Annotated in this window: 28 protein-coding genes; 14 read left to right on the forward strand and 14 right to left on the reverse strand. The window is 67.8% G+C overall.

What is annotated here, in order from left to right; genetic code table 11:
- Positions 1-392 precede the first annotated feature (392 nt).
- From AC07NN_RS00005 to AC07NN_RS00015, 3 genes are all read left to right on the forward strand, one after another.
- Entirely contained in the window at positions 393-785 is a 393-nt protein-coding gene (locus AC07NN_RS00005; protein WP_494636978.1) for a VOC family protein, read from the forward strand.
- A 315-nt stretch (positions 786-1,100) separates the two neighbouring features.
- On the forward strand, positions 1,101-3,881 hold the full coding sequence (locus AC07NN_RS00010) for a M16 family metallopeptidase (protein ID WP_494636980.1): 2,781 nt from the start codon (positions 1,101-1,103) through the stop codon (positions 3,879-3,881).
- A 224-nt stretch (positions 3,882-4,105) separates the two neighbouring features.
- A complete protein-coding gene (locus tag AC07NN_RS00015; protein WP_494636982.1) occupies positions 4,106-4,630 on the forward strand; it encodes a hypothetical protein in 525 nt (174 codons plus the stop codon).
- Between the two features lie 39 nt (positions 4,631-4,669).
- Here AC07NN_RS00015 and AC07NN_RS00020 read toward each other — a convergent pair whose 3' ends face one another.
- The 5 genes from AC07NN_RS00020 to chvI all read right to left on the reverse strand — a co-directional run bounded on the left by AC07NN_RS00020 (position 4,670) and on the right by chvI (position 8,172).
- Positions 4,670-4,948: an HPr family phosphocarrier protein gene (locus AC07NN_RS00020; protein WP_494636984.1), complete on the reverse strand. Its 279-nt coding sequence runs from the start codon at positions 4,946-4,948 to the stop codon at positions 4,670-4,672.
- The gene (locus AC07NN_RS00025) at positions 4,945-5,352 is read right to left on the reverse strand and encodes a PTS sugar transporter subunit IIA (protein ID WP_291880350.1); all 408 of its coding nucleotides are present in this window, start codon (positions 5,350-5,352) and stop codon (positions 4,945-4,947) included. Before AC07NN_RS00025 ends, AC07NN_RS00020 begins: the two co-directional genes overlap by 4 nt.
- 75 nt (positions 5,353-5,427) lie before the next feature.
- On the reverse strand, positions 5,428-5,874 hold the full coding sequence (locus AC07NN_RS00030) for an HPr kinase/phosphorylase (RefSeq protein WP_494636986.1): 447 nt from the start codon (positions 5,872-5,874) through the stop codon (positions 5,428-5,430).
- On the reverse strand, positions 5,871-7,484 hold the full coding sequence (gene chvG, locus AC07NN_RS00035; RefSeq protein WP_494636988.1) for a two-component sensor histidine kinase ChvG: 1,614 nt from the start codon (positions 7,482-7,484) through the stop codon (positions 5,871-5,873). The genes AC07NN_RS00030 and chvG overlap by 4 nt, the downstream gene beginning before the upstream one ends.
- Positions 7,459-8,172: a two-component response regulator ChvI gene (gene chvI, locus AC07NN_RS00040; RefSeq protein WP_494636990.1), complete on the reverse strand. Its 714-nt coding sequence runs from the start codon at positions 8,170-8,172 to the stop codon at positions 7,459-7,461. The genes chvG and chvI overlap by 26 nt, the downstream gene beginning before the upstream one ends.
- Before the next feature lie 218 nt (positions 8,173-8,390).
- Between chvI and AC07NN_RS00045 the strand changes: the two genes are divergently transcribed.
- From AC07NN_RS00045 to AC07NN_RS00055, 3 genes are all read left to right on the forward strand, one after another.
- Positions 8,391-10,091, forward strand: a complete 1,701-nt coding sequence (locus AC07NN_RS00045; protein WP_494636992.1) for a hypothetical protein — start codon at positions 8,391-8,393, stop codon at positions 10,089-10,091.
- 163 nt (positions 10,092-10,254) lie between these two features.
- Positions 10,255-10,923 carry a hypothetical protein gene (locus AC07NN_RS00050; RefSeq protein WP_494636994.1) on the forward strand — a complete coding sequence of 223 codons (669 nt, stop codon included), beginning with the start codon at positions 10,255-10,257 and terminating at the stop codon, positions 10,921-10,923.
- Positions 10,924-11,160: 237 nt separating this feature from the next.
- Entirely contained in the window at positions 11,161-11,472 is a 312-nt protein-coding gene (locus AC07NN_RS00055) for an EthD family reductase (protein ID WP_494636996.1), read from the forward strand.
- On the opposite strand, the gene pseC is transcribed toward AC07NN_RS00055, so the two are convergent.
- Positions 11,473-12,630 carry a UDP-4-amino-4,6-dideoxy-N-acetyl-beta-L-altrosamine transaminase gene (pseC, locus tag AC07NN_RS00060; RefSeq protein WP_494636998.1) on the reverse strand — a complete coding sequence of 386 codons (1,158 nt, stop codon included), beginning with the start codon at positions 12,628-12,630 and terminating at the stop codon, positions 11,473-11,475.
- Complete coding sequence (pseB, locus tag AC07NN_RS00065; protein ID WP_494636999.1) at positions 12,627-13,667, reverse strand: UDP-N-acetylglucosamine 4,6-dehydratase (inverting); 1,041 nt, start codon at positions 13,665-13,667, stop codon at positions 12,627-12,629. Before pseB ends, pseC begins: the two co-directional genes overlap by 4 nt.
- A gap of 129 nt (positions 13,668-13,796) precedes the next feature.
- Here pseB and AC07NN_RS00070 point away from each other — a divergent pair, with 129 nt between their 5' ends.
- On the forward strand, positions 13,797-14,201 hold the full coding sequence (locus tag AC07NN_RS00070) for a hypothetical protein (RefSeq protein ID WP_494637000.1): 405 nt from the start codon (positions 13,797-13,799) through the stop codon (positions 14,199-14,201).
- A 52-nt stretch (positions 14,202-14,253) separates the two neighbouring features.
- Here the strand turns inward: AC07NN_RS00070 and tadA are convergent, their stop codons facing one another.
- Positions 14,254-14,742 (reverse strand): tRNA adenosine(34) deaminase TadA, encoded by a 489-nt coding sequence (gene tadA / locus AC07NN_RS00075; RefSeq protein WP_494637002.1) that lies wholly within the window; start codon positions 14,740-14,742, stop codon positions 14,254-14,256.
- Between the two features lie 52 nt (positions 14,743-14,794).
- Between tadA and AC07NN_RS00080 the strand changes: the two genes are divergently transcribed.
- Both AC07NN_RS00080 and AC07NN_RS00085 read left to right on the forward strand, forming a co-directional pair.
- Positions 14,795-16,099: a pseudouridine synthase gene (locus AC07NN_RS00080; RefSeq protein WP_494637004.1), complete on the forward strand. Its 1,305-nt coding sequence runs from the start codon at positions 14,795-14,797 to the stop codon at positions 16,097-16,099.
- Positions 16,100-16,108: 9 nt separating this feature from the next.
- A complete protein-coding gene (locus AC07NN_RS00085; protein WP_494637006.1) occupies positions 16,109-17,035 on the forward strand; it encodes an SDR family oxidoreductase in 927 nt (308 codons plus the stop codon).
- A 21-nt stretch (positions 17,036-17,056) separates the two neighbouring features.
- On the opposite strand, the gene AC07NN_RS00090 is transcribed toward AC07NN_RS00085, so the two are convergent.
- Positions 17,057-18,037, reverse strand: a complete 981-nt coding sequence (locus tag AC07NN_RS00090; protein WP_494637008.1) for a CPBP family intramembrane glutamic endopeptidase — start codon at positions 18,035-18,037, stop codon at positions 17,057-17,059.
- 140 nt (positions 18,038-18,177) lie between these two features.
- On the opposite strand from AC07NN_RS00090, the gene AC07NN_RS00095 reads away from it, so the two are divergent.
- Together AC07NN_RS00095 and rsmD are read left to right on the forward strand one after the other, a co-directional pair.
- The gene (locus tag AC07NN_RS00095; protein ID WP_494637010.1) at positions 18,178-18,819 is read left to right on the forward strand and encodes a TMEM175 family protein; all 642 of its coding nucleotides are present in this window, start codon (positions 18,178-18,180) and stop codon (positions 18,817-18,819) included.
- Entirely contained in the window at positions 18,819-19,382 is a 564-nt protein-coding gene (gene rsmD / locus AC07NN_RS00100; RefSeq protein ID WP_494637012.1) for a 16S rRNA (guanine(966)-N(2))-methyltransferase RsmD, read from the forward strand. The genes AC07NN_RS00095 and rsmD overlap by 1 nt, the downstream gene beginning before the upstream one ends.
- A 110-nt stretch (positions 19,383-19,492) precedes the next feature.
- On the opposite strand, the gene AC07NN_RS00105 is transcribed toward rsmD, so the two are convergent.
- The 5 genes from AC07NN_RS00105 to AC07NN_RS00125 form a co-directional block, all read right to left on the reverse strand.
- A complete protein-coding gene (locus AC07NN_RS00105; RefSeq protein ID WP_494637014.1) occupies positions 19,493-19,768 on the reverse strand; it encodes a YjhX family toxin in 276 nt (91 codons plus the stop codon).
- A gap of 203 nt (positions 19,769-19,971) precedes the next feature.
- Entirely contained in the window at positions 19,972-20,715 is a 744-nt protein-coding gene (locus AC07NN_RS00110) for an exonuclease domain-containing protein (protein WP_494637016.1), read from the reverse strand.
- A 37-nt stretch (positions 20,716-20,752) separates the two neighbouring features.
- Complete coding sequence (locus AC07NN_RS00115; protein ID WP_494638145.1) at positions 20,753-22,864, reverse strand: AsmA family protein; 2,112 nt, start codon at positions 22,862-22,864, stop codon at positions 20,753-20,755.
- A gap of 29 nt (positions 22,865-22,893) precedes the next feature.
- Positions 22,894-22,998 (reverse strand): hypothetical protein, encoded by a 105-nt coding sequence (locus AC07NN_RS00120; protein ID WP_494637018.1) that lies wholly within the window; start codon positions 22,996-22,998, stop codon positions 22,894-22,896.
- A gap of 73 nt (positions 22,999-23,071) precedes the next feature.
- Complete coding sequence (locus AC07NN_RS00125) at positions 23,072-23,695, reverse strand: hypothetical protein (RefSeq protein WP_494637020.1); 624 nt, start codon at positions 23,693-23,695, stop codon at positions 23,072-23,074.
- Positions 23,696-23,838: 143 nt separating this feature from the next.
- Here AC07NN_RS00125 and AC07NN_RS00130 point away from each other — a divergent pair, with 143 nt between their 5' ends.
- Genes AC07NN_RS00130 through AC07NN_RS00140 form a run of 3 tightly spaced genes read left to right on the forward strand, consistent with a single transcriptional unit; the run spans position 23,839 to position 25,620 of the window.
- Positions 23,839-24,480, forward strand: coding sequence for an HAD-IA family hydrolase (locus tag AC07NN_RS00130; RefSeq protein WP_494637022.1), 642 nt, complete (start codon positions 23,839-23,841; stop codon positions 24,478-24,480).
- A 27-nt stretch (positions 24,481-24,507) separates the two neighbouring features.
- Positions 24,508-24,792, forward strand: a complete 285-nt coding sequence (locus tag AC07NN_RS00135; protein WP_494637024.1) for a 4a-hydroxytetrahydrobiopterin dehydratase — start codon at positions 24,508-24,510, stop codon at positions 24,790-24,792.
- A gap of 42 nt (positions 24,793-24,834) precedes the next feature.
- Positions 24,835-25,620, forward strand: coding sequence for an SDR family oxidoreductase (locus AC07NN_RS00140; protein ID WP_494637026.1), 786 nt, complete (start codon positions 24,835-24,837; stop codon positions 25,618-25,620).
- Positions 25,621-25,695 lie beyond the last annotated feature (75 nt).

Raw genomic sequence — 25,695 nt, forward strand, 5'->3', positions numbered from 1 at the left:
GCCGCCGTTTTGGGCCGGATCCAAACGCCCTCCCCCGCGACGGGGATGGCTATGATTGTGCGGCGGTTCTGGACGCGCATGATTGGCGAGGGCGTAAAAGTAAGAAGCGATTGATTTCGTTGGGTTCGAGATCGCGAATTCCGGGGATAGGCACCGGCCAATCCCCATAAGTCGCCGTCATTCCCGCTCGTGTGGCGGGTGTCATCCGGCCAGACAATTGCTTGCGGGCCAGATCTAAGCCGACACGCACAACGTCAGCTATGGGTGGAGAGCGGACATTCGATGCGGCGCTGTGGTCTACTGAAGCGGGTCAGCCTGGAACCAAAATGATGCAGAGCGATCTTGGTGCGCCTCCTCGAACAGGCTGGGCAAATGTCGTGTCGGAACTCTTGGTGTCCGACATCGGCCAGAGCATCGCATTTTGGCGCGACGTGCTGGGGTTTGCGATCGCGTACGAGCGGCCGGATGAAGGGTTCGCGTACCTAGAGAGGAACGACGGACCACAAATCATGCTTCACGAGCGCTGTGGTGTTTGGGAAACGGGACCACTGGAGCGACCGTTCGGACGAGGGGTCATGTTCCAAGTCTATGTCGAGAGCCTGGAGCCGGTGCTGCAGGCCATCGCCGGCTGCGACTATCGGATCCACCACGGGCCTAGAGAAGTATGGAGGCGCCATGGAGATAGGCTGGGCGGGCAACGCGAGGTCTTCGTCCTGGATCCCGATGGTTACCTAGTGATGCTGGCCGAACGGCTAGGACATAGACCGCTTGACGAGCCCAGCTGAGTGCGAGGTGGGGTCAGGGCGCCTTCGCATCCTGCCCACCAGCAGACGTTCCAGGCGTCGGCACAGCGTCGAAAGCCGACCTTGCCGGTAGCGGCGCCTTCCCCCACAAGGGCGGGAAATGACGGGCGTTAGGGGTGGTCTTCCGGTCAACTTCATAACCACTCCCCTTCCTTCGCCGAGGACAAAGCGCGCCCAATCCCCGTGCTTTCGCGGACTTCGCAAGCCTCCGGTGCGCGAGCACTTGTCCTTGGGGCTTTTCGCAACCTAGGGTGCCATGCGCTCGTCGGGGAGCGCAGCCTTGCTGGGAAGGTTCTGATGAAGTTGTTCGCGTCGGCCGCCATCGCGGCCCTCCTGGTCGCGTCGCCGACCTTGGCCGCCGCTCAGGCCAAGCCCGCACCCCAAGCCACCGCGAAGCCGGCCGCCAAGGTCACGGGCGCCATGGCCGCCCTCCCGACGGTCGACATCCCCCACACGACCTTCAAGCTGTCGAACGGCCTGACGGTGATCGTGCACGAGGACCACAAGGCCCCGATCGTGGCGGTGAACGTCTGGTACCACGTCGGCTCCAAGAACGAGCCCACGGGCAAGACCGGGTTCGCCCACCTGTTCGAGCACCTGATGTTCAACGGCTCGGAACACTTCAACGACGACTGGTTCAAGGCGCTGGAGAAGCTTGGCGCCACCGACATGAACGGGACGACCAACAAGGACCGGACCAACTATTTCGAGAACGTCCCGACCGCGGCGCTGGACCAGGTCCTGTGGCTCGAGAGCGACCGCATGGGCTGGCTGGTCAACGCCATCGACAAGGCCAAGCTGGATGAGCAGCGCGGCGTCGTCCAGAACGAGAAGCGGCAAGGCGAGAACCAGCCCTATGGCCAAGCCTTCAACCTGATCACCGAGAGCACCTATCCACGCGACCACCCCTATGGGCACACCGTGATCGGCTCGATGGCGGACCTGGACGCTGCCTCGCTGGACGACGTGAAGACCTGGTTCAAGAGCTATTACGGCCCGGCCAACGCCACGATCGTCCTGGCCGGCGACATCACCGTGGCCGAGGCCAAGGCCAAGGCCGAGAAGTATTTCGGCGATATTCCGTCGGGTCCGCCGGTCGCCCGCCAGAAGGCGTGGGTTGCCAAACGCACCGGCTCGCAACGCGCCGAGATGCAGGATCGGGTGCCCCAGGCCCGGATCTACAAGGTCTGGAACGTGCCGGAGTACGGATCGGCCGATGCAGACTATCTGGAGTTGCTGTCCGACGTGATGATGTCGGACAAGACCTCGCGTCTCTACAAGCGCCTGGTCTTCACCGACCAAACCGTCACCTCGGCCGGCGCGGCCATCTACACCAGCGAGATCGGCAGCCAGTTCGTCGTGACCCTGACGGTCAAGGCCGGCGGCGATCCGGCCCTGGTCGAAAAGGCGTTCGAGGAGGAGTTCCAGCGCCTGCTGCGTGACGGCCCGACGCCGGAGGAGGTGGCCAAGGTGCGCACCAACAACCTGGCCCAGTTCGTGCGGGGCGCCGAGCGTATCGGCGGCTTCGGCGGCAAGTCGGACATCCTGGCTCAGAACCAGGTTTTCCGCGGTAGCGCCGACGCCTACAAGGAGACGCTGGAGCGCTATCGCAGCGCCAAGCCGGCGGACCTCACGGCAGCGGGCCGCAAGTGGCTGACCGACGGCGACCTGACCCTGACGGTCACGCCGTTCCCGAATTACAAGCCCGCCGCGACGGGCGCCGATCGCAAGCAGATGCCCGAGGTCGGGGCGATCAAGGCCCCAGCCTTCGTGAAGCTGCAGCGCGGAACGTTGTCGAACGGCCTGAAGGTGATCGTCGCCGAGCGCCACGAGACCCCGCAGGTGCAGTTCAACCTGATGTTCGATGCGGGCCAGGCGGCCGAGGCGGGCGGCAAGGCCGGGGTGTCCGGCCTTGCGGTCGGGATGCTGACCGAAGGGACGACCAATCGTGACAACCTTACGCTCAGCCGCGAGCTGGCCCAGCTGGCCGCCAATCTGGGCACGTTCAACAGCCTCGACACCTCGGGACTGACCCTGAACACTCTGACCGCGACCCTGGACCCCGCGCTGGCGATCTACGCCGATGTCCTGCGCAACCCGGCCTACACCCCCGCCGACCTGGATCGCCGCAAGCGTCTGTCGATCGCCGGCATCCAGCAGGCCAAGCAGAACCCGAACGCCATGGCCTCGCGTATCCTGCCGGTCCTGACCTACGGTCCGGGCAGCGCCTATGGCGTGCTGTCCACCGAAGCCAGCGTCGGCGCCATCACCCGCGAGGATCTGGTTAGCTTCCAGAAGAGCTGGCTGCAGCCCAAGGACGCCACCCTGATCGTCGTGGGCGACACGACCCTGGCGCAGATCATGCCCAAGCTGGAAGCCCAGCTGGGCGGCTGGACGGGCGCTCAGGCCAAGGCCAAGGCGCCGGTCGTCGCGCCTTCGGCCAAGGGCGCGGTCTATCTGATCGACAAGCCCGGCGCGCAGCAGTCGATGATCATGGTCGGCAACCTGGTCCCGCCGCGCGATCCGGCCGACGAGGCCGCGGTCGACGTAATGAACTCGCTGTTCGGCGGCGACTTCGTCTCGCGCCTGAACATGAACCTGCGCGAGGACAAGCACTGGTCCTATGGCGCGGGCAGCTTTGTCCGGGCCGCGCGCGGCACGCGGATGTTCGTGGCCTACGCGCCGGTCCAGACCGACAAGACCGCCGAGTCGTTCGCCGAGGCCCGCAAGGAGTTGACGGGCATCATCGGCGACAAGCCGGTCACCGCCGCCGAGCTGGCCAAGGCCCAGAACAGCCTGACCCTGTCGCTGCCGGGGTATTGGGAGACCGGCGCGGGCGTGGCGGGGTCGATCTCGGAGCTGGTGAATTTCAAGCTGCCTGACGGCTATTTCGACGCCTATCCCAGCGAAGTGCGCGCGGTGACCGTCGAGACGGCCACGGCGGCGGCCAAGAAGGCGATCAAGCCGGACGAGCTGACCTGGGTCGTGGTCGGCGACCGCGCGGTCATCGAGCCCAAGCTGAAGGGCCTGGGGCTGGACCTCAAGGTGATCGACGCCGACGGCAAGCCCGTCCAGTAGGGACGCGCGAACCCGGGTGGACTTCAGAGGGCTCCCGTCTCCGTGGCGGGAGCCTTCTTCGTGCCTGACCCTGCCTCGCGAGGCCCAGGGTTGGCCAGGCGACCCTGGAGGACGTGCTGGCCCAGGGGCATCGGGAAAATCGGGGATCACAAAGCGATCGCCGCCGCCTACAAGCTGAAGCGGCAAAGATCGTCGCCGGCGTGGCCGTGTCGCCAGGATTCGAGATGCAGGACTGTCCAGAACTTCAGCGCGTCACCACCGAATATGTCGCCATGGAGGATCGCGTCCGGATTTCGGGCGCGGTGAGCGGCGACGAGACCGTGGTGCTGTGGCTGACCCAGCGCATGCTCAACCGGCTCGTGCCGCGCCTGACGCAATGGCTGGAGCAGCAAGGCGTGGCCGGCGCCACGGCGGGGGTCGTGGACAACGAGATGCTGCAGGGCTTCGCCCAGGAGGCCGCCCGCGCCATCGCGCCGCCGCTGCCGGCCGTACAGGCCGATTCGTCCTCGGCGTCCTCGCTGGTGGATTCGGTCGACATCGCCAACGGCGCCACCGCCGTCGGCCTCATCTTCAAGGCCGGTGAGGCCAAGACAGCGCGCCTGACCTTGGTGACCCACGCCCTGCGCCAATGGCTGGGCATCGTCCACGACCAGTATGTGAAGGCGCAATGGCCGACGGCGATCTGGCCGGCCTGGATCGAGGAGACGAGCCCAGCGGCGGCCAAGACCGGTCCCGTGGCGATGCACTAGGGCGGCCATGCCCCAGGGGAGGAAACTCTGGAAGGGAGCCTAGCGCTCCTCGTCGAACCGGTTCTCGACCAGTTCGCACAGCGCCTCGACGGCGGCGTGGGCTTCGGGGCCTTCGGCGGTGATGTCGATGGTCGAGCCGATGCCGGCGGCCAGCATCATCAGGCCCATGATCGAGCGGGCGTCGACGGACGACCCTTCGCGGCTGACGGTCACCTCGGCGTCGAAACCGGACGCCATCTTCACGAACTTGGCCGAGGCCCGGGCGTGCAAGCCCCGCTCGTTGATGATCTCGACCGTCCTTGAAGTCATGCCCGTCACTTTTCTCCGGCGAGCACGTAGGAGGCCACGGAGATGTACTTGCGTCCAGCCTCCTGGGCGTGGGCGACGCAGGCCTGCAGGGTCTCGCGCTGGCGCACGCTGGCCAGCTTGATCAGCATGGGCAGGTTCAGGCCGGCGATGACCTCGGCCTTGGTCTGCTCCATGACCGAGATGGCCAGGTTGCTGGGTGTGCCGCCGAACATGTCGGTCAGCAGGATAACGCCCTCGCCGTCGACATCGACCTCGGCGCAGGCTTTCAGAATATCCGAACGGCGACGTTCCATGTCGTCTTCGGGGCCGATGCAGATCGCCTTCACGGCGGCCTGCGGGCCCACGACATGCTCCATGGCGGAGACGAATTCTTCCGCCAGACGCCCGTGCGTCACGATCACGAGCCCGATCATGCCTTGTGTCTCAAACGGGATCCCCAATACCCGGCGCAACGGGAGAGCGTCGCGCGGGCGGCCTTGATACGCCCGTTAGAGAGCGACTCCAAGAGACTGCATCATGCGTCGGATTTTCGCGGGGGCGGCGGGTTCTCGCGGCCACAGGTCGAAGACAGGGACGGAAACGCCCGCAATCGTCTCCAAACGGGGCTCGGGCAGGCGCTCGACCGCTTCGGGCGTGGAAACGCAGCGGATGACGAGGACGATCTCGGCGAAGGGCAGGGTGGCCGCGTCGACCACGCCCAGGCCCCGCACCTCGATCAGGCCGGCCAGGGTTTCGTGCGCCTTGCCATAGAGGCGGCCGCCGCTGGCGAAGGTGACGACGCGGTCGTCGGCCACCAGGCGGAAGCCCTGGTCGAGCGCGCGGAGGGCCAGGTCGCTCTTGCCGATCCCCGAGGGACCCTCGATCAGGGCGCCGCGCCAGAGGCCGTCCTGGCGCTGGGCGATCAGGCCGCCGTGCCGGATCCCTGGACCGCTCATTCGCGGTCGTCCGGCAGCTCGACGATGAAGCGCGCGCCGGCGATGACGCCCGCGATGTCGAGGCGGTTCTCCGCACGAATCGTTCCGCTGTGAGCCTCGACGATCTGGCGGGCGATGGAGAGGCCCAGGCCCGAATTGCCGCCGAACGCCCGGCCCTTGGGGCGCGAGGTGTAGAAGCGCTCGAAGATGGTCTCGAGATTGTCCGGCGGGATGCCGGGGCCGTCGTCGTCGATCATCACCAACAGGTGGCCGCGCGTGCGGGCCAGCCTGATGCGCACCTCGCCGTCGGGCGGGCTGAAGGAGCGGGCGTTGTCGATCAGGTTGCGGAACACCTGGCCGATCGGGGTCTCGCGGCCGACGATCATCGAGGGCGGCGCAGGATCGGCGATCTGCAGGCTGACGCGCACGCTGCCCGGCGCTTCACCGGGCCGCAGCTGGGCTTCGTAGAGGTTGGCCACCTCGGTGAGCAGCCGGCCCAGGTCCAGCGCCTTGGGGTGTTCGCGCGACAGCTCTGCGTCCAGGCGCGAGGCGTTGGAGATGTCGGTGACCAGGCGATCCAGGCGGTTGACGTCGTTCTGCAGGATGGCCAGCAGCCGGGCCCGCGCCGCGGGGTCCGAGACCAGGTCCAGGGTCTCGATGGCCGAACGGATCGAGGTCAGCGGGTTCTTGATCTCGTGGGCCACGTCGGCGGCGAAGCGCTCGATGGCGTCCATCCGCTCCGAGAGCGAGTGCGTCATGTCCTCGAGCGAGCGGGACAGGTCGCCCAGCTCGTCGCGGCGCTCGGAAAGGTCGGGGAGCGAGATGGCGCGCGCGCCCTGCAGGCGCACATGGTCGGCGGCGCGGGCCAGACGCAGGACGGGGACGGCGATCAGGCGGTGCAGCAGGACGCTGGACATCAGGATGGCGGTCATGGCCACGATGATGAACGGCAGCAGGGCCTTGCGCTCGGCCGAGATGATCTCGTCGACGTCGCCGGCTTCCAGGGTCAGGACGCCCAGCACCGCGCGGACATGCTGGATCGGGATCGAGACCGACACCACGCGCTCGCCGTCCTCGGAGATGCGCGTGCCGGCCACGGTGCGGCCCTTCATGGCCTGGGCGATCTCGTTGGCGAGATCCTGTTTCGCCCGCTCGGCCCGGGCGGCGGCGGCGGGGCTGAGGCGCGGCTCCTCGGCCTTCTGGCCCGGCTTGCGCGCGGGGGGCAGGACCTTCCAGTCGACGCGGTCGGCCACCACGAATGAGTCCGCCAGAGCCTTGCCGCGAGCATCGAACAGACGGGCCCGCTGGTTGCGCGGGATGAACAGCACCTGCATCAGCTGGCTGGCCACATAGGGGTCCAGCGCCGGTTCAGGATCGCCGACGGTCGCCAGCTGGTCGACGACCTTGGCGATCAGCTGGCCCTGGGTCGTCAGACTGTCGATGCGCGCATTGACGAGGCCGCTGCGTAGCTCGTTCAGCACCAAGGCCCCGACGATCACGATCGCCAGGGCCAGGACGTTGAGGGTGACGATCAGCCGGCCAAGCCGCGACCCGCGCGGCCAGGAGAAGCGACGCCTCGGCTCGCTTGCCCCTTGAGGCGCGGGATCAGGCTTCGCGGTAACGGTAGCCAACGCCGTACAGGGTCTCGATGGAGTCGAACTCGGGATCGACCTGACGGAACTTCTTGCGCATGCGCTTGATGTGGCTGTCGATCGTGCGGTCATCGACATAGACCTGATCGTCGTAGGCCGCGTCCATCAGGTTGTCGCGGCTCTTCACGAAGCCAGGACGCTGGGCCAGGGCCTGCAGGAGCAGGAACTCGGTGACGGTCAGGCGCACGGGACGACCGTCCCACAGGCTGTCGTGGCGCGCCGGGTCGAGGGTGAGCTTGCCGCGCTTCATGACCTTGGAGCCGGCGGCTCCGGCCGCGCCCGCGCTGGCGGGATCTTCCTCGTCCGGACGCGCGCGGCGCAGCACGGCCTTCACCCGCTCCAGCAGCAGGCGCTGGCTGAACGGCTTGTGCATGTAGTCGTCGGCGCCGAGGTTGAAGCCGAGGATCTCGTCGATCTCGTCGTCCTTGGACGTCAGCATGATCACCGGGATCTCGGACGTCTGGCGCAGGCGGCGCAGCACTTCCATGCCGTCCATACGGGGCATCTTCACGTCGAGGATGACCAGGTCCGGCGGGCTGGCCTCGACGGCCTCGAGGCCCGAGGCGCCGTCGTAGTAAGCCTTCACCGCGTGGCCATGGCTTTCCAGCGCCAGGGAGACCGAGGCGACGATGTTCTCGTCGTCGTCAATGAGCGTGATCGCGGCCATCTGGTCGTTCTAGTCCTTAGCCTATTCTTGCGTCGGCCGATCCTATCGACCGCGTGTCCCGGCTTCAACGCATGGCGCGGCAAAGCTTTCCCTGCTTCTTCCTGGGCTTTGCGGCCCGAGAAAGGCGCCGATGCGGCCTGATTGTCGCCAAACCGACGGTCTTCAACCTCACCTTAAGGTCTGAGGCGTCATGGTGAAGGCTACTGGAGCCTATCCAAATGAGCCAAGTCCATTACGAGCTGTTTGTCCGGCGGAAAGCCGGCGCGCAATGGACGCTCGAGATCGCCTCGGAAAACCGCGCCCATGCGCTGCAGGTCGCCGAAGACGTTCTGACCCAGGGCCGCGCCGTCGCCGTGCGCGTCAGCAAGGAAACCCTCGACGCCGCGACGGGCGAATACAAGTCGATCGCCATCTTCACCAAGGGCATGGTCGACGGCGGCAAGCCGAAGAAGGAAGTCGAGGATCGCGATCCGCTGTGCGTGCAGCCCGCCGACCTCTACACCTCCCACGCCCGCGACCGCATCGGCCGCCTGCTGGAAGGCTTCCTGGCCCGCAACAAGGCCACCCCGTTCGAACTGCTGCACCGGCCCGATCTGGTCGAGAAGCTGGAAGCTTCCGGCACCGACCTGCAGCACGCCCTGCAGAAGATCGCCATTCCGGAAGCCGAGGCGCGCGGCCAGACCGTGCACGAGGTCATCCGTCACTTCTCGAGCCTGGTCGAGCGCACCGTCGCCAACCTGATGAAGGCCTTCAAGAAGGGGGACCTGCCGGACCTCGACAAGGAAGGTTTCGCCAAGGCCGCCGAGCGCCTGGCCGCCGATCCCGACCGCGCCTTCCTGCTGGGCGCCGGCGTCGCGGCCTCGATCGCCCCGGCCACCAGCTGGTCCGACAAGATCGCCCGCCTGCTCGACCTGGCCGAGGCCGCGCCGCAAGAGCCCCGCGCGCGCCAGGCCGCCCTGCAGGCCATCGAACAGCCGCTGGCCGAGATCATCGGCTCCAAGGCCGGCATGGCCGACCTGCTGGATACGACCAAGGAAGACCTGGGCGCCACGTTGGCGGCCATGACCCGTATGACCGGCGGCCTCGCCGTCGAGGCGCTGATCAAGATCGAGGCCAGCGTCCGCAACTGCATGCCCGAACTGTCCGGCACCGCCCGCCGTCTCGGCGAGTGGCTGGCCAAGGACGAGTTCCCCAGCGTGCGCAAGTCGATCGCCCAGCGCGTCCTGGAGGAGCTGAACGGCGTGCGTCGCCTGAAGCCCAACGACGCCGAGGCCGAGATCGAATATCTGCGCGCCCTGGCCATGGGCCTGACCGCCGCCGCCGGCCGCATCCTGCAGGCCGAGGATATCCAGGTCGCCTTCACGACCCGCTCCAAGACCCTGCTGAACGGCGACTTCATCGATTCCCTGCTCGGGCGCGACCGCTCGGCGCTGGAAGAGATCAAGATGCTGATCCGCCTGGCCGAGAACGTCATGGGCGCGGTCAACAAACGCAACGCCGCCCGCTGGCTGAACGCCAATATCAGCGCCATGCGCTTCGAGAAGGAAATGCGCCAGGGGCCGGACTCCCCCGTCGCCAAGCTCGCCGGCCTGGCCGCGTTGCAGCGGCAGCTGGCCCGCTCGGGCCTGGTGCGCGAGGACTTCGATCCGCTGTGCGCCAAGCTGGGCGAGATCGGCGCTCTGATCGAGGGCGACTCGCGTCTGCTGGCCATGCTGGTCCGCGCGCCCGCGCCGCTGCCGCATCGCCTGCAGCTGCTGGCCAAGCTGGCCATGGGCGAGGCGGGACCGACCGGACCCGTGGCCGAGAAGGCCCGTGTCGAGGCGCTGAAGCTGGCCAAGGATCCGGCGTCACGCGATCAGCTCGCCAACTCGCCCCAGACCATGGACCTGATCAAGACCCTGGTCGGCCAGGCGGCGTAGGCCGGATCGACATTCAAAATAGGTAGCCACGCAATTTCGCGGCCTGTCATTCTCGCCCTTGTGGCGGGGAATGCACGGCTGCTGGAAGAGTCGGGTTTCGACCCTAGTCAGGCGTTCGGATGGTCCGCTGGGCCAGGAGACTTTCAAGAGCTAGGTTGACGCCATGACTTGGCGCTATCTGACAACCCGCGACCCTATTCGTCTGAAGGGGGGCAATGACGCTCCACATTGGCTTCCGGCGACTAGGGAAATCGATGCTCGTGTCGTTGCGATTTTGGGTGAAGAAGGTGATGCGCCCATCGTCGTCCAATTGCACACGCCGTCCACTGTGGGGCTCGATGGAGGCTTTGGTCTCCACCTCACTCTCTCTGAAGCCGGAGCGGAGTGGCAGGAAGCTGGTGTTGTAGAAGCGAGGCGCTTTCAATTCCCCCTGAACTCCCCAGCATTGCATGAAGGGAGCACAAGCTCTTTTGTCGAAGGTCGGCTGACTTATGAACGGCGGCCATTCGATCTTGCGGAAGTCTTCGCCGAAGCCGACGACGGCGGCGGCTCAAGAATGATCAATAGCGCGGAGCTGTCGCAGTTCGTCGAGTACGCCGGTACGCGCGATGCGGCAGTAACATCCGTCGAGACCTATGAACTGAGAGGTGCTCTAGAAATTCCCCGGATCGACCTTGGCATCTATGGCCTCGATGGAAACGACGAGGGATTGACGGACACTCAGCGCATCGACCTGGCCACTGGATATGTGCGGGAGATGCTGGCTTTGGCCGAGGAAGAGGGCCACCGGTTCGGCTATCGAGTTTGGATTTGGCCGAACGCAGACCGCTAGTGTCCGACATCCACCCTTTCCGGACGTTGCGCGTGTCGGCTCAAATGCTGACCGCAGGTATTTGTCGGCCTCGGGAGACATCCGTTCTTGTGGCGGGAATGACGGTAGAATTCAGGGCGGGTCGACGGAATATCGGCCCGGCCCTAGGGCTGCTTGCATCGCCTCTTGCTCCTTCCCCGACGGCGCCCGCTAGGGTGGCGTCCGCGCGGCCATTGGGGACCGCCGGAGCAAGTCGCCATGGCCGTGTTCACCGTTCTTTATCCCGCCCGTGACGGCGCGAAGTTCGATCTCGACTACTACGAGGCGACCCATATTCCGCTGGTGAAGGAGGCCTTCATGGCGACCGGCCTGACGGGCGTCCAGGTGCTGAAGGGCCTGGCCGGCGCCGGCGGGACACCCACCCCCTACGTGGTGATCGTCAACCTGACATTCTGCGACGCAGAGGCGCTGCAGGCTTCGCTGGGCGGCCCGCGCGCGGCCGAGGTCATGGCCGACGTCGCCAACTTCACCGACATCCAGCCGGTCGCCCAGATCAGCGCTGAAGGGTAGCTAGCCGAGAATCTTGGCCAACGCGTCGACGACTCGTTCCACGTCGCCGTCGGTCATCGTCGGATAGAGCGGCAGGGTCAGGCAGCGCGCGTACCAGGCGTCGGCCCCCGGCAGGATGGCCAGGCCCTGGCGCTTCACATAGTACGGCTGGCGATGGACCGGGATGTAGTGGACCTGGCTGCCGACACCGCTGGCCTTGAGGCTGTCGACCACGGTCCGGCGCGAGAGCCCCTCGGCCTCGAAGTCGATCAGCACGGTCAGCAGGTGCAGGGCCGGGTTCGAGTGCGCCGGGCTCGCGGCCAGGCGCACGCGCGGCGTCCGCTCGGCCAGCAGCCTGGCGTACAGCGCCGTCAGCTCGCGACGGCGGGCGACGAAGCGGTCCAGCTTGTTCAGCTGTGACAGGCCCAGGGCGCAGAGCACGTCGGGGATGCGATAGTTGAAGCCCAGCTCCGGCATCTCGTACCACCAGGGATCGCCGCCGGCAGTGCGGACCATGCCGTGCGAGCGCAGCAGCCGGGCCTTGGCGGCCAGCTCGGCGTCGTTGGTGGTCAGCATGCCGCCCTCGCCGGTGGCCAGCGTCTTGACCGGATGGAACGAGAAGCTGGCGAAGGCCGAATATGTCCCGTCGCCGACGGGGTGCTCCACGCCGCCGAAGGTCCCTATGGAGCCCAGGGCGTGCGGCGCGTCCTCGACCAGGACCGCGCCCGAGGCCGAAGCCATGGCCTTCATCGCCGGCAGGTCGCAGACATCGCCGCGCAGATGGACGGGCAAGACGGCCTTGATCCGCTTGCCGGGCGCGCCGTTCAGCGCCTTGGCCAGGGTGTCCGGGGTCATCAGGCCGCTGGTGGGATCGACGTCCGCGAACAGCACCTCGGCCCCGACGTAGCGGGCGCAGTTGGCGGTGGCCAGGAAGGTGACGGACGGCGCGACGCAGACATCGCCTTCGCCGACCCCCAGGGCCATCATCGCCAGGTGCAGAGTGGCCGTGCCGTTCGAGACGGCGATGGCGTGCTGGGCTCCCACCTTCCGTGCGAAGGCGGTCTCGAAAGCCTCGACCGTCGGCCCGGTGGTCAGGAAGTCGCCGCGCAGGGCCTCGGCCACGGCGGCGATGTCATCGTCCTCGATCGTCTGCCGGCCGTAGGGGAGGAACCCGCTCATCGCGCGGCCTTCTCCTCCAGCATGGCCAGCAGGCCCTCGGGCGAGAGCCAGTCGTGGTTGTTGTCGCTGCTGTACGAGAAGTCCTCGGCCACGCGCTGGGCGCCGTCGGCCTCGGAATAGGGCTTGCGACCGAACTCGGCGAAGTTGGGTTCGATGGCGTAGCGGTCCTCGAACTCGACGGTCGAGCGCGAGTCGTCGGCGCTGATCATGATTTCGTGCAGCTTCTCGCCGGGGCGGATGCCGATGACCTTCATCTGGGCGTCCGGCGACATGGCCTTCACCAGGTCGGGCATGGCCATGGACGGGATCTTGGGCACGAAGATTTCGCCGCCGCGCATCATGGTCAGGGACGAGAGCACGAAGTCGACGCCCTCGTTCAGCGTGATCCAGAAGCGGGTCATGCGCGGGTCGGTGACCGGCAGTTCGGTCGCGCCATTGCTCAGCATGCGACGATAGAGGGGCACCACGCTGCCGCGCGAGCCCACGACATTGCCGTAGCGCACGACGCAGAACCGCGTGCCGATGTCGCCCGACAGGTTGTTGGCGGCCACGAAAGTCTTGTCCGAGGCCAGCTTGGTCGCGCCGTAGAGGTTGGTCGGGTTGCAGGCCTTGTCGGTCGACAGGGCCACGACCTGCTTCACGTGGTTGGCCAGGCTGGCCCAGACCACGTTCTCGGCGCCCAGCACGTTGGTGTGGATGCATTCGGAAGGATTGTACTCGGCCGCCGGCACCTGCTTCAGGGCGGCGGCGTGGATGACGATGTCGACGCCGCGCAGGGCCAGGGTCAGGCGCTCGCGGTCACGCACGTCGCCGAGGAAGAAGCGCGTCTTGGCGACGGTCGCCTCGTCGAACTGCTCGCGCAGCTCGATCTGCATGTCGCTCTGCTTCAATTCGTCGCGGGAGTAGACGATGACCTTTCGGGGGTCATAGCGGCGCAGCACGGTCTCGATGAACCGCCGACCGAAAGATCCGGTGCCGCCGGTGACCAGGATCACCTTGCCGTTCAGGTCGAGGGATTTGGGGGAAAAACGGCCCAAGTTCAGCCTCCTGCGACGCTGCCGACCTCCAGAAGGGTCCGGGGGCGCGGCGACGATTCGTGGTTAACGCCCTTTACTGCCCTGTCAGGCGTAAAGAGGACGTCAACCACGTTGCGGTAGCAAGGCGTCATGCGCCGTCGCCAGATCCTCGCTTCGCTCTTCTCAATCGCCGCCCTTGGCGCCGCGCCGGGCGTCGCCTCGGCCAACGAGGGCAAGAAGGAAGAAAAGCCCGTCACCTATTTCCAGATGGACCCGATCAACGCGATCGTCCTGCGCCGCGATGGTCGGCGTGGGGTGATGACGCTGGAGACGGGGCTGGAAGTGCGCGACCCGGTGCTGATGAAGAAGGCCCAGGCCTCGACGCCGCGCCTGCGGGCGGCCTTCGCCCAGGTGCTGATGATCTACGCCGCCGGCCTGCGTGGCGGGGCGCCGCCGGACATCGACTATATCAGCCGCGAACTGCAGAAGGCCGCCGACCAGGTGCTGGGCAAGCCCGGCTCCAAGGTGATGCTGGGCTCGGCCCTGATCAGTTAGGTTTCTCTGGTGGCGCGTGACGGGCGCCAAAACCGGCGTCCACTCTTGGCTGTCACGCTTTCGGCGCTTTCCGGCGCGCCCGGAAGAACCCCCGCAGCAGTTCCGCGCTTTCCTCGGCCAGCACGCCGCCCGTCACGTCCGGCCGCCAGTGGCAGGTCGGCTGGGCGAAGAACTTCGGGCCGTGCACGACCGCGCCGCCTTTCGGGTCCTCGGCTCCGAACACCACCCGCCCGATCCGCGCATGGCTGATCGCGCCGGCGCACATGGCGCAGGGCTCGAGCGTCACCACCAGGGTCAGGTCGGTCAGGCGATAGTTTTCCAGCTTGGCGGCCGCCGCCCGCATGACGGCGATCTCGGCATGGGCCGTAGGGTCGTGGGCGGCGATCGGACCGTTGCCGGCGGTGGCGATCACTTCGCCGGTCTTGGGATCCAGGATCACCGCGCCGACCGGCGTCTCGCCCGCCTCGGCCGCCGCGCGGGCGGCGTCCAGCGCCAGGCGCATCATGCGGTGGTCTTGATCGTCGGCCGGATCGGTGTGCATTAGCTCAAATAGCCCATCGAGAGATGCGCCCAGCCCGAGAAGGACGCCGAAAATGACCAAGCCACACGATCCCCTGTACGAGCCTGAACTCGACGGTCAAGACGGTGAACTCGACGGCGGCCCCGGCGAGCGGGTCGCCAAGGCCCTGGCGCGGGCCGGCGTGGCCTCGCGGCGCGAGGTCGAGCGGCTGATCGAGGCCGGTCGCGTGGCGATCAATGGCAAGGTGCTGACCACCCCGGCGGTCAAGGTCCAGCCCGGCGACTTCCTCACGGTCGATGGCCAGCTGGTGGCCGAGCGCGAGCCGACGCGGATCTTCCGCTACCACAAGCCCACCGGGCTGATGACCACCCACAACGATCCCAAGGGCCGGCCGACGGTGTTCGGCTCGCTGCCCAAGGACCTGCCGCGCCTGATCTCGGTCGGCCGCCTGGACTTGAACTCCGAAGGCCTGCTGCTGCTGACCAATGACGGCGAGCTGTCGCGCGCCCTGGAGACGCCCAGCAACGCCTGGGTTCGCCGCTATCGCGCCCGCGCCTTCGGCGACACGACGCAGGCCAAGCTGGACACCCTGAAGAACGGCATCACCGTCGAGGGCGTCACCTACGGGGCCATCGACGCCAAGATCGACAAGGCCCACGACAAGGCCGGCGGCGGCAAGAACATCTGGATCACGGTCAGCCTGTCGGAAGGCAAGAACCGCGAAGTCCGCAAGGTGCTGGAAGCCCTGGGCCTGAAGGTCAACCGCCTGATCCGCATGTCCTACGGCCCGTTCGCCCTGGGTCCCTTGGAAGCCGGCCAGATCGAGGAGGTCGGCCCCCGGGTGATCCGCGAGCTGCTGGAAGGCATCGTCTCCGAAGAGAACATGCCCACCGGCGATCGTCCGAAGTTTGGAGGCATCGCGGCCGCCGTGAAGGCCCCGGGCACCCCGGGCGGTGGCGACCTGCAGCGCCGGGGCGCGCCGCGCGCCGACCGGGCGGTGATCCTCGACACGCCGGAAAAGCCCGAGAAGCCCGTCTACAAGGCCGGCTGGGCCAAGCCGAAGAAGAAGGTCTCGCCGCACGGCCCGTCGAAGGGGCCCAGCAAGGGGGCGAGCAAGGGCGCCGCGAAGGGTCCGGCCAAGCCCAAGCGGGCTCCGAAGTCGATAGAGAGCAAGTTCATCGACATCGGCAAACCCGCCGTGCGCGGCAAGCCCGCGGCGGCGCGTCCGGGCGCCAAGCCGGCTGACGGCGCCGCGCGGCGGGTTTCGGAGAAGCCGGGCAAGCCGGGCGGTCGTCCGGGGCCGCGTCCGTCGGGCGCGCCGACCTCGCGCGGTCCGGCGCCGCGCGGCAACGCCCCGCGCGGTGGCCCCAAGCGGTAGGAGATGGGTTTGGACGTCAAGGTCGTCACGGTCGTCGGCGCTTCGGGAACCCTGGGCGGGGACATCGTCAGGGCGCTTCTGGCCAAGGGCGCGAAGGTCCGGGCGATGGTGCGGGCGACCAGCAACCGCGCCAGGCTTGAGGCGCTGGGCGTCACCGACTTCGTGGTGGCCGATCTCAACGACCCGGCGTCGTTGGCTGAGGCCCTGTCGGCCGAGCCGCGCGCCGACGCCGTCGTCGCCAGCGCGGCGGGCTTCACGGCCCATTCGGCCCTCACCAAGGCCGACAATTCCCGGACCGACACCGAGGGCTATCGCAACCTCATCGACGCGACGAAGAGCGCGGGCGTCCCGCGCTTCATCCTGATCTCGATCCTCGGCTGCGACCGGGCGCCTGGCGTCCCGCATTTCCGCCAGAAGTTCGAGGCCGAGACCTATCTGGCCAAGACGGGGCAGCCCTATCTGGCCCTGCGCGCCGGGGCGTTCCTCGACCGTGCCCGGGACATCGTGCCCGAGCGCCTGGCCAAGGGGATCTTCCCGGACATCCTTCCTGGCGTGCCGATGGCGCTGGTCTATTCGCGGGACCTGGCGCGCTACGCCGCCGAGGCCGCCCTCGACCTTCCTGCGTCGGCGATGAACCAGAGCGTCGATATCGGCGGCGATGTTCCGGCCACGGGCGTTATGGTCGCCGCCGCCTTCGCCCGCGTGCTGGGACGGCCGATTGTCGCCAAGCCCGTCTTTTCGCGTCTGGTGTTCGCGCTCGCGCCGCTGGCCGCGCCGTTCATGCCGCGACTGCGCGACAACCTCTCGGTCCTGAAGTGGCTGCGGAAGGGCGGCTATGTCAGCCAGGAGCCGCAGAAGCAGAAGCTGTTGTTCGGCGATCTGCCGACCGTCGACGAGGCGGTGGCGCGTTATGTTCGCGACAAGGGCCTCACATAGGGCCTCGCCTAGGGGCGAGCGTCAGGCCGCCGCCGGCGCCCGGGCGCCGGTCCAACGGCGCAGGGCCGGCCAGCGCAGCGACAGTTCGGCCACGCCGATGAAGCCGGCCAGCACGACCAGGGCGCTGGCGATCAGCCCGGCCTTGAACTCGTGCGGCGCGTCGGGGCGGGTGGTCATCGGCCGGATCAGCAGCAGGATCACGGCGTTGTTGGCCGCGTGGGCGCCGATGCCCAGCTCGATCCCGCCGAGCCGCAAGGCCATCCAGGTCAGACCGGCGCCCATCGCCGCCCGGACCAGGAAAGCGTCGATGTTCGGGTCCAGGTGGATGGCGGCGAACAGCAGGCCGTTCAGGGCCATCAGCAGAACCGGATTTTGGATGTAGGCGGCGCTCTGCTTGAGCAGCCAACCTCGGAACACCAGCTCCTCGGCCGCGGCGGCCAGCACCAGCAGGCCGACGGCGATGACGGCGTAGAGCGTGCGGCCCACCAGGTTGGGCGAGACCTTCCAAAGCGGCGCCTGCAAGGGCTCGCCGGACAGGACCGCCGCGCCGGCGATGGCGCTCATCACCAGCCCGACCAGCACCAGGCCGCCCAGCAGCAGTCGCCAGCGCACGGCTTCGCCTTGGTTGACGTAGTCGGTGATCTTGCGGTGGTGGATCGCGCCGGCGGCGAAGACGAAGCCGACCGCGGCGCCCAGGTTCACGCCGGCCAGCACGGCCAGGATGAACAGCGACTGCCGCCCGGTCGGCTCGGCAAGGTTCGGATCGGAGAAGACGGCGAACAGGTCGCCGGCGGCGGGCGCGCCGTCCAGGCCGCTGACGACCAGCATCGAGATCAGGATCGCCGAGGCGCCGCCCGCCAACGCCGCTACGGCGCCGGCCAGCACCCCGACCGGCACCGCGAAAGCGGTCCGCCACGGGTCGCGGTCGAAGGGCGACAGGTCGGCCAGAAAGCGCGAGCGCTTCGCCGCCTCCAGGATCTCTCCCCCTCGCAGCCACGCCATGCGCATCGCCCGGTCGCCCTTGCCCTTCGTCTCTTGCTTCGGCGCGACTAAGAGGGGGCGGGGCCGATCTTGTAAAGCACGTGCTTGCCCGTAGGCGCGGACGACGGCACACATCCGGTTACGAGTTGTAAGGGGCGATCATGAGCGACAAGGATTTGAGCGGCGGAGAGACGGGCGCCGGACATCTGCACCGGCTGATCCTGTTCTCGGACGCGGTGTTCGCGATCGCCATCACCCTGCTGGCCATCGAGATTCACCCGCCGCACCACTGGACGACCATCGCCGACCTGTTCACCCAGATGAGCGACAAGCTGATCGCCTACGCCGTCAGTTTCGCCGTGATCGGCGTCTGCTGGATCAGCCACCGCCGGGTCCACGGCCGCCTGGTCAAGGCCGACGGCGGACTGGACGTGCTGAACTTCCTGGTCCTGGGCCTGGTCGCCCTGCTGCCGCTGGGCACCGAGCTCTTGTGGGAGCAGCACGGCAAGGCGCTGGTGGTCTATGTCTCGCAGGTGGCGCTGATCGGCGTCTTCATGGGCGTGCTGTGGACCTACGCCGCCTTCATCGGCGGCCTGACCGAGCCGATGCCCGTGGCGGAAAAGCTGTTCGTGCTGCTGCGCGTGGCCCTGCTGCCGGGGCTGATGTGCACCCTGACCTTCCTCAGCATGGCCAAGCCGATCTTCGCCCTGCTGTTCATTCCGCTGATGGCGGGCCTGTCGTTCCTGGGCCGCAAGATCAAGACGCCGGAAGTGGCCGAGACCGCCGAAGAGGCCGCCGCCTGATGCGCATCGTCTCGGGCCAGTATCGCGGCAAGGCTATCGTCGCGCCGCCGGGCGACGCCACGCGCCCGACCTCGGACCGCGCCCGCCAGGCCGTGTTCAACATCCTGGAGCACGCCGCGTGGGCGCCGGAACTGCATGGCGCGCGGGTGATCGACGTCTTCGCCGGTTCGGGCGCCCTGGGCCTGGAAGCCCTGTCGCGCGGGGCCGGCTTCTGCCTGTTCGTCGAGACCGACGATGCGGCGCGCGGGGCGATCCGCGAGAACATCGACGCCATGCACCTGTTCGGCGTCACTCGCGTGCACCGGCGCGACGCCACCGACCTGGGACCGCGTCCCGCCAGCGCCGGCGCGCCGTTCGATATCGCCTTCCTGGATCCGCCCTACGCCAAGGGCCTGGGCGAGAAGGCGGTCGCCGAGCTGAAGGCCCACGACTGGCTGGCTCCCGGCGCGATCCTGATGTTCGAGCGCGGCCGGGGCGAGATCGACCCGGTCCTGGAAGGCTTCGAGCAGATCGACGCGCGCGACTACGGCGCCGCGCGGGTGCTGTTTTATAAGCTGACCTAGGGTGCTGGAACCTCGCCCTTCGACAAGCTCAGGGTGAGGTTCCAACTTCAGCATCTCAGCAAGCAGCCCTCATCCTGAGCTTGTCGAAGGACGAGGGCGGGCCCGCTGAATCACCACGCCTTCGCCCCCACCCGGTTGTCGAGTTGGGCGCGGAGACTGCCCAGCCCCAGCCGGGTGATCCGGTAGGGGCCGCCGTCCTGGCTGGCGATCAGCCGCTTGCGCTTCAGCGACTGGAAGACGCCGACCGTGCAGTCGGTCAGCGACCAGCCGTCGCGGGTCAGGCAGTCGGCCGCGACGACCTTGCCGTTGTCGTCGCGTTCGAGTTCGATCCGGCCGCCTTGGGCCAGAGCATGCAGCGTCCGTTGCTGCGGTTTGGAGATGTTCAAGGGATTGTCCGAGAGATCGAGGCATACGATCGCGTAACCGGCCAGCGGAACACGCGGGCGGAGCGGGCCTAAATCGACTTTCGAACCGAGGTTCGGAGCCTGTTAGGCCCGGACCTCACGCACAATCTCGGACATGAACCACACAAGAAGGGTTGGTGGCGGGAAGATGGAGCAGCGCGGGGCGAAGCTCAAGCGCCCGACCGCTAGATCAAGGTGCGCTGTGCCGGTTCGGCCACGGTCGGCGCGGCCGCTTCGCCTCGGCGGCGTAGTTCCGTCTCGGCGCTGAAGCGGACGGCCTCGTCGCGATCCCGGGCCAGGGCCTGCAGGGCGTCCGCGCCGAGCCTGTCCCAGCTCTTGCCGCGCTCGGGGCCGGCGGGCACGCGCGGTAGCAGGCCCGGCTCCTGGCTCCAGGTGAGCAGTTGCTCCAGCGAGGCCGCGTTCAGCATGTCGCGCAGATGGTGGGCGGTGACATAGGCGTCCGGCAGGGCGCGATGCGCCGGCAGACCCAGCTCGCGCACCAGGCCCTCGGGCATGCGCTGATAGCGCAGCATCTGGTTGGAGAAGCTGGTCAGGTGCGGCCACAGACGCAGGGCGCATTTCCAGGTGCAGATCCAGGGCGCGCCGCCGGTGAATTTCGGCGTGCAGAACCGCTGCTCGAAGGCCGCGCGATGGGCGGCCAGGGCTTGGACGCCGCCTTCCGGCCTCAGCACCGCCGACGCCGCGTCCTTCCAGAACGGTGCGCCGGCGACATCGGCGTCGATGATGTGATGGATCGACATGGTCTCGGGCGAGATCGGCCGGCCGGGATTGATCAGCAGCGCGCCACGTTCGTCGGCGACCCGCCAGCGGCCGTCCGGTCCGACATCGACGTCCTGCCAGCCGATCTCGCAGACATCGTGCGGGCCGGAGCCGGCGGTCTCCAGGTCGATGACGCGGACGCGGTGCATGGGGCGATAGTGGTCCTCGAGCGCCCCGCGATCAAATCTACTTCTTGGTCTTGGCCGGGGTGGTCTGGCTGGTCTTCACCGGTGCGCCCTGCTGGCGCGCCTCGCTGACCAGGCCGGCGCAGTCGGCGTCCTTGGCCTCGCCGGTGGTGACGAAGGGCAGGAGGGCGGCGATCGGGTTGACGATCGAGCCGAGCACCGCGGCGATGCCGCCCTGGCCGACGGCCTTGCTGGGGTCGAGCCCGATCTTGGGGGCCATGAACGGGCCCTTGATGGTGATCGGGATGAACAGGCGCACGAGGCGAGGCTTCTTGCTGTCGCCCTCGATGCGGAAATCCATGCGCTCGGTCTCGAGATTGATCGTGCCCCGGCCCTTGGCCAGCACCACGCCTGTGTCGGCGACCAGGTGGTTGGTGGTCATCACGCCGTTCTTCACCGAGAAGTCGGCGACGGCGCAGCGCACGGGCGTTTCCTTGTCGCTCTTGGACAGCAGCAGGATCAGGCCCTTGGAGGCGTTGACGCCCAAGAGCTCGGCGAAGGCCTGGCGGATCTCGCCGCGCGGCGCGACCAGGGTCACCGAGCCGTCGGCGGTGGAAGCCGCGCGGTGGACACTGTTGCCGACACCGCTCAGCTTGGCGCGGGCCATGACCGGGCCCTCGATGGCGCGCTTGCCGTCGCTCATGATCGGGATGAAGTCCTCGAGCCGGGCGTTGGTCAGGCGCACGTCCAGATCGGTGCGCGGGACCGCCGGGCGGGCATCCAGGCGGACCTTCCCCTTTAGGTCGCCGCGCGAGAAGGTCAGGGCGATAGGATCGACGGTCAGTACGCCCTTCTCCAGGACGACGTCGGCGCTGACCTTGCGCAGGGGCAGGTTCGGGGCGTTCACCGTCTCGGCGCGGTAGCGGACCTTGGCGTCCATGGCGCGGACGCGGTCGACCTGCAGGGTGGCGTCGGGCAGCAGGCGCTGGGTGGCGTCGCGCTGGGCGGCCTCGATCTTCTGGCCAGCCGAGGCGGTCTCGCCGCGACCGGTGGCCGGGGCGGCGCCGAACAGGCTGCCCAGGTCATCGAAGTCCAGGCGACGCGAGCGCAGATCTGCTTCCAGATAGGGGCGCTCGCGACCGGTCAGCACGAAGAGATCGCCCGAGATATCGCTGTCGCCCACGCGGCCCGACAGCTTCTCGAAGTCGTAGCGCAGGCCCTTGCGGACCAGGTGGCCCGAGACCTTGTACGGTGGGGTGTTGGGCAGGGTGAGGCCCGTGAGGTCGTGCAGCCGGTTGAGGTCGGCGCCCGAGATGCTGAGCTGGGTCTCGAAGCGGCCCAGGTCGAACGGCTTGGTGACATTGCCCTTGGCCAGGATGTGGGTGCCGCCAGCCTTGATCTCGGCGTCGAACGGATAGGGCCGGTCGGGCGAGATGTTCAGCAGCGGGCCGCCGGTGACCTGGGCCAGGAAGGCGGCCTTGTTCAGGCTGCCCTTGCCCTCCAGCACGAACCGGCCGCCGCGATCGCCGGCCCGTTCCTGGGCGTTGACCGTGCCGACGAACAGCGCGCCGCGCTGGCGGTCGTCGACCCGCAGCTGGCCTTCATTGATCACGAAGCGCTGGATGGCCGGCAGCTTCAGCGGCTTGTCGGTCTTGGGGCCGAAGGTCCAGTTGGCCTTGCCGTCCTTGTCCCGCAGCAGGCGGACCTCCGGCTTGTCGACGGCGAGGTACGGCAAGACGGTCCGACCGCGCAGCAGCGGCAGAACCTTCACCTGGATGGCGATGCGCTGGACCTGGGCCATCTGGCCCGCGTCGGGATCCACGGACTTGGCCCAGGCCGGCTGGCCGATGCGCACGCCATAGGCCTCGGCCTTTGGTGAGAACGACCAGGGATGGACTCGGAGGTCGCCGGTGATCGCCACCTCGCGCTGCAGCTGGGCCGAGGCGTAGCGGCCGATCGGGCCGCGCAGCCAGTTCCAGTCGAAGATCACCAGGAAGGCGATGACCGCCGCGACCAGCGTCAGGGCCGAGCCGATGCCGATCAGGGCGCGCCGCGACGGCCTGCGGAAGGGCTTCCGAGGCGGTCTGGGTTCGAGAATGACATCGGCGGTCGACAGGATCGTGGCTCCGGTTGATCCCTCGTAACGCGCGAGGCCGGCGATCCTGTTCCATATTGAAGCGACAGCGAGGTCGCTTGGGCGTCTTAGTAGATCAGGCCCATTCGGCCGATGGCCGCGGCCGCGACCACGAAAATCCCGATGGCCACGAGTTCATAGGCCTTGAAAAGCGGCTTGCTCGGCGTACGCATTTTTATCGTTCCCCCGTCCCAATTTGGCGCGTGTCGCCGTCCGATGCGCAAGAGCGGCGCCACCCGGTTCGGGTCAGGGAAGCTTGCCCGGCCACACGAGGTAGCCGGCGCGGTCGCGACCGGCGGCGCCGCCATAGCCGTAGTCGACATAGGCCGGAGCAGGGCCGTAGCGGTCTTCGCGGCGACCGCCAGAGGCATAGCCGTCGCCATAGGCGTAGCCGCCCTGGACGTATCCGCCGCTCGCATAGCCGCCGCCGACATAGCCGCTGTCATAGGCGCGGGATTGCTCGTGCTCGTATTCGTCGACCCGGCGCTCGTAGAGGGCCTGGCGACGATCGCCGTAGCGGTCGCCATAGGCGCGGTGGTCGCAGTCGCAGCCGCCCAGCAGCGGCGGTCGGCTGTCGCGGGTCTCGATCTCGAGACGTCGGTCGCCGTAGCCCCATTGGTCGCGACCGCCCCAGCTCTGCTGGGTCTCGCACTCGATCCGTTCCCAGCGATAGGCGCCGCCCGGTCCGGTGACGCGGCGGACGACGCAGTCGCCGGGAGCCGAGTTCGGCGGCAGCAGTTCCGGGTCCAGCGGCAGGCCCGGACGCGAGATCGGCGGGCCGCCGCGGTGGTCCGAACCGGCGAAGGCGGGCTGGGCGAGGCCGGCGACGGCGGCCAGGGCCAGGACGGGGAGCAGGCGGGAAATGGTCATGGGCGACTCCGAAGAGGTTAACAGAACCACTTCCGGCGGCGATGCGAGTGGGGTTTCTCCCGAGGCGCGAGCGTGGCCGTGGATCGCTTGCCGCTCGGCCTGCATACGGCTAGCGTCGCGTCAAACATCTGTTTGAGGCGACCATGGCGATCGAGGCGGTGATCTGGGATTTCGGCGGGGTGTTCACGACCTCGCCCTTCGAGGCCTTCCGTCGCTACGAGACCGAGCGGGGCCTGCCCGACAACTTCATCCGCACGGTCAACGCCACCGATCCCGACGCCAATGCCTGGGCCAGGTTCGAGCGGGCCGAGATCGACGCGGCGGCCTTCGACGGCCTCTTCCTGGAGGAAGCCACCCGCATGGGCCACGCCGTGCGCGGCGCCGAGGTGCTGCCGCTGCTCTATGGCGACCTGCGGCCTCGGGTGTTGGACGCTCTGAAGGCCTGCCAGGCGCGGTTCAAGGTCGGCTGCATCACCAACAACGTCCCGACCGGCCACGGACCCGGCATGGCCCAGAGCGCCGAAAAGGCCCTGGCGGTGGCTGAGATCATGGCCCTGTTCGACGCGGTGATCGAAAGCTCCAAGGCCGGGGTGCGCAAGCCTGATCCGCGCATCTACCAGATGATGTGCGAGCGCCTGGACGTCGCGCCGGAGGCCTGCATCTACCTCGACGACCTGGGCATCAACTGCAAGCCGGCGGCGGCCCTGGGCATGAAGGCGATCAAGGTCTCGACCGAGGCGCAATTGCTCGCCGACCTTGCCGAAGCGACCGGATTGGCGTTCTGAGGGGGCAAAGCTCTTTCGGAGGAAGCCATGTCCCGTCCCAAGATCGGCGCTAGCGCCGCGATCGCCCAGCTGAACGGCTGGAGCGTCGCGCCGGATCATGCGGACGCCATCGCCAAGACCTTCAAGTTCGCCGACTTCAACGCGGCCTTCGGCTTCATGACCCGCGTGGCGATTATGGCCGACAAGCTCGACCATCACCCCGAGTGGTTCAATGTCTACAACCGCGTCGAGGTGCTGCTGACCACGCATGACGCCGACGGCGTGACGGAACTGGACGTGACCCTCGCGAAGTTCATGGACAGCGCCGCCTGAAGAATTCAAACTCCCGTTTGAAAATTACGGGAGGACGCCGCAATGGCGCAGACGACGGGCCGGGTCGCCGGCAAGAAGGCCTTCATCACGGGCGGCGCCCAGGGTCTTGGCGCGGCGGCGGGGCGGATGCTGGCCAGCGAAGGCGCCAAGGTCGCCCTGGCGGATATCAATCTGGCCGGCGCTCAAGCCGTGGCGGACGAGATCAACGCCGCCCACGGCGCGGGGACCGCGTTCGCCTTCCAACTGGACGTCACTCAGGAAGATGAGTGGATCGAGGTCTTGGAAAAGGCCTCCGAGGCCATGGGCGGCCTGTCGGTGCTGGTCAACAACGCCGGCATCGGCGGCGACGGCCCAATCGAGAGCCTGGATTTCGACCTCTGGAAGAAGGTGATGTCGGTCAATGTCGACAGCGTCTTCCTGGGCGCCAAGCACGCCCTGACCCACATGCGGGCCCACCAGCCGGGCTCGATCATCAATCTGAGCTCGATCGCCGGCCTGATCGCCAACGGCAACTCGCCGGCCTACAACGCCTCGAAGGCGGCGGTCTGGCTGCTGAGCAAGAACATCGCGCTCTACTGCGCCAAGATGAAGCTCGACATCCGCTCGAACTCGATCCACCCGACCTTCATCGACACCCCGATCCTGGATGGTTTCTCGGCTCGGTTCGGCAAGGAAGAGGCCTTCGCCAAGCTGGCCCGCCAGGTGCCGCTGGGTCGGATCGGCGAGCCGAACGACATCGCCAACGCGGTGCTCTACCTGGCTAGCGACGAGAGCAAGTTCATGACCGGGGCCGAGATCAAGGTCGACGGCGGTATTTCGGCGATGTGATGCCGTGATGGTCTCTCCTCCCCCGTTGGGGGAGGTGGCCCAGAGGGCCGGAGGGGGCTAGCTCGGCATATGTCC

The organism is Caulobacter sp. GW821-FHT09H08 (assembly GCF_059415885.1).

What these genes read in the sequence shown, in the direction of transcription:
- AC07NN_RS00010 (WP_494636980.1), top strand. Translation starts at nt 1,101, where the DNA reads ATGAAGTTGTTCGCGTCGGCCGCCATCGCGGCCCTCCTGGTCGCGTCG.
- AC07NN_RS00015 (WP_494636982.1), top strand. Translation starts at nt 4,106, where the DNA reads ATGCAGGACTGTCCAGAACTTCAGCGCGTCACCACCGAATATGTCGCC.
- AC07NN_RS00025 (WP_291880350.1), bottom strand. Translation starts at nt 5,352, where the DNA reads ATGATCGGGCTCGTGATCGTGACGCACGGGCGTCTGGCGGAAGAATTC.
- AC07NN_RS00030 (WP_494636986.1), bottom strand. Translation starts at nt 5,874, where the DNA reads ATGAGCGGTCCAGGGATCCGGCACGGCGGCCTGATCGCCCAGCGCCAG.
- chvI (WP_494636990.1), bottom strand. Translation starts at nt 8,172, where the DNA reads ATGGCCGCGATCACGCTCATTGACGACGACGAGAACATCGTCGCCTCG.
- AC07NN_RS00045 (WP_494636992.1), top strand. Translation starts at nt 8,391, where the DNA reads ATGAGCCAAGTCCATTACGAGCTGTTTGTCCGGCGGAAAGCCGGCGCG.
- AC07NN_RS00050 (WP_494636994.1), top strand. Translation starts at nt 10,255, where the DNA reads ATGACTTGGCGCTATCTGACAACCCGCGACCCTATTCGTCTGAAGGGG.
- AC07NN_RS00055 (WP_494636996.1), top strand. Translation starts at nt 11,161, where the DNA reads ATGGCCGTGTTCACCGTTCTTTATCCCGCCCGTGACGGCGCGAAGTTC.
- pseC (WP_494636998.1), bottom strand. Translation starts at nt 12,630, where the DNA reads ATGAGCGGGTTCCTCCCCTACGGCCGGCAGACGATCGAGGACGATGAC.
- AC07NN_RS00070 (WP_494637000.1), top strand. Translation starts at nt 13,797, where the DNA reads ATGCGCCGTCGCCAGATCCTCGCTTCGCTCTTCTCAATCGCCGCCCTT.
- tadA (WP_494637002.1), bottom strand. Translation starts at nt 14,742, where the DNA reads ATGCACACCGATCCGGCCGACGATCAAGACCACCGCATGATGCGCCTG.
- AC07NN_RS00080 (WP_494637004.1), top strand. Translation starts at nt 14,795, where the DNA reads ATGACCAAGCCACACGATCCCCTGTACGAGCCTGAACTCGACGGTCAA.
- AC07NN_RS00090 (WP_494637008.1), bottom strand. Translation starts at nt 18,037, where the DNA reads ATGGCGTGGCTGCGAGGGGGAGAGATCCTGGAGGCGGCGAAGCGCTCG.
- AC07NN_RS00095 (WP_494637010.1), top strand. Translation starts at nt 18,178, where the DNA reads ATGAGCGACAAGGATTTGAGCGGCGGAGAGACGGGCGCCGGACATCTG.
- rsmD (WP_494637012.1), top strand. Translation starts at nt 18,819, where the DNA reads ATGCGCATCGTCTCGGGCCAGTATCGCGGCAAGGCTATCGTCGCGCCG.
- AC07NN_RS00110 (WP_494637016.1), bottom strand. Translation starts at nt 20,715, where the DNA reads ATGCACCGCGTCCGCGTCATCGACCTGGAGACCGCCGGCTCCGGCCCG.
- AC07NN_RS00120 (WP_494637018.1), bottom strand. Translation starts at nt 22,998, where the DNA reads ATGCGTACGCCGAGCAAGCCGCTTTTCAAGGCCTATGAACTCGTGGCC.
- AC07NN_RS00125 (WP_494637020.1), bottom strand. Translation starts at nt 23,695, where the DNA reads ATGACCATTTCCCGCCTGCTCCCCGTCCTGGCCCTGGCCGCCGTCGCC.
- AC07NN_RS00130 (WP_494637022.1), top strand. Translation starts at nt 23,839, where the DNA reads ATGGCGATCGAGGCGGTGATCTGGGATTTCGGCGGGGTGTTCACGACC.
- AC07NN_RS00135 (WP_494637024.1), top strand. Translation starts at nt 24,508, where the DNA reads ATGTCCCGTCCCAAGATCGGCGCTAGCGCCGCGATCGCCCAGCTGAAC.
- AC07NN_RS00140 (WP_494637026.1), top strand. Translation starts at nt 24,835, where the DNA reads ATGGCGCAGACGACGGGCCGGGTCGCCGGCAAGAAGGCCTTCATCACG.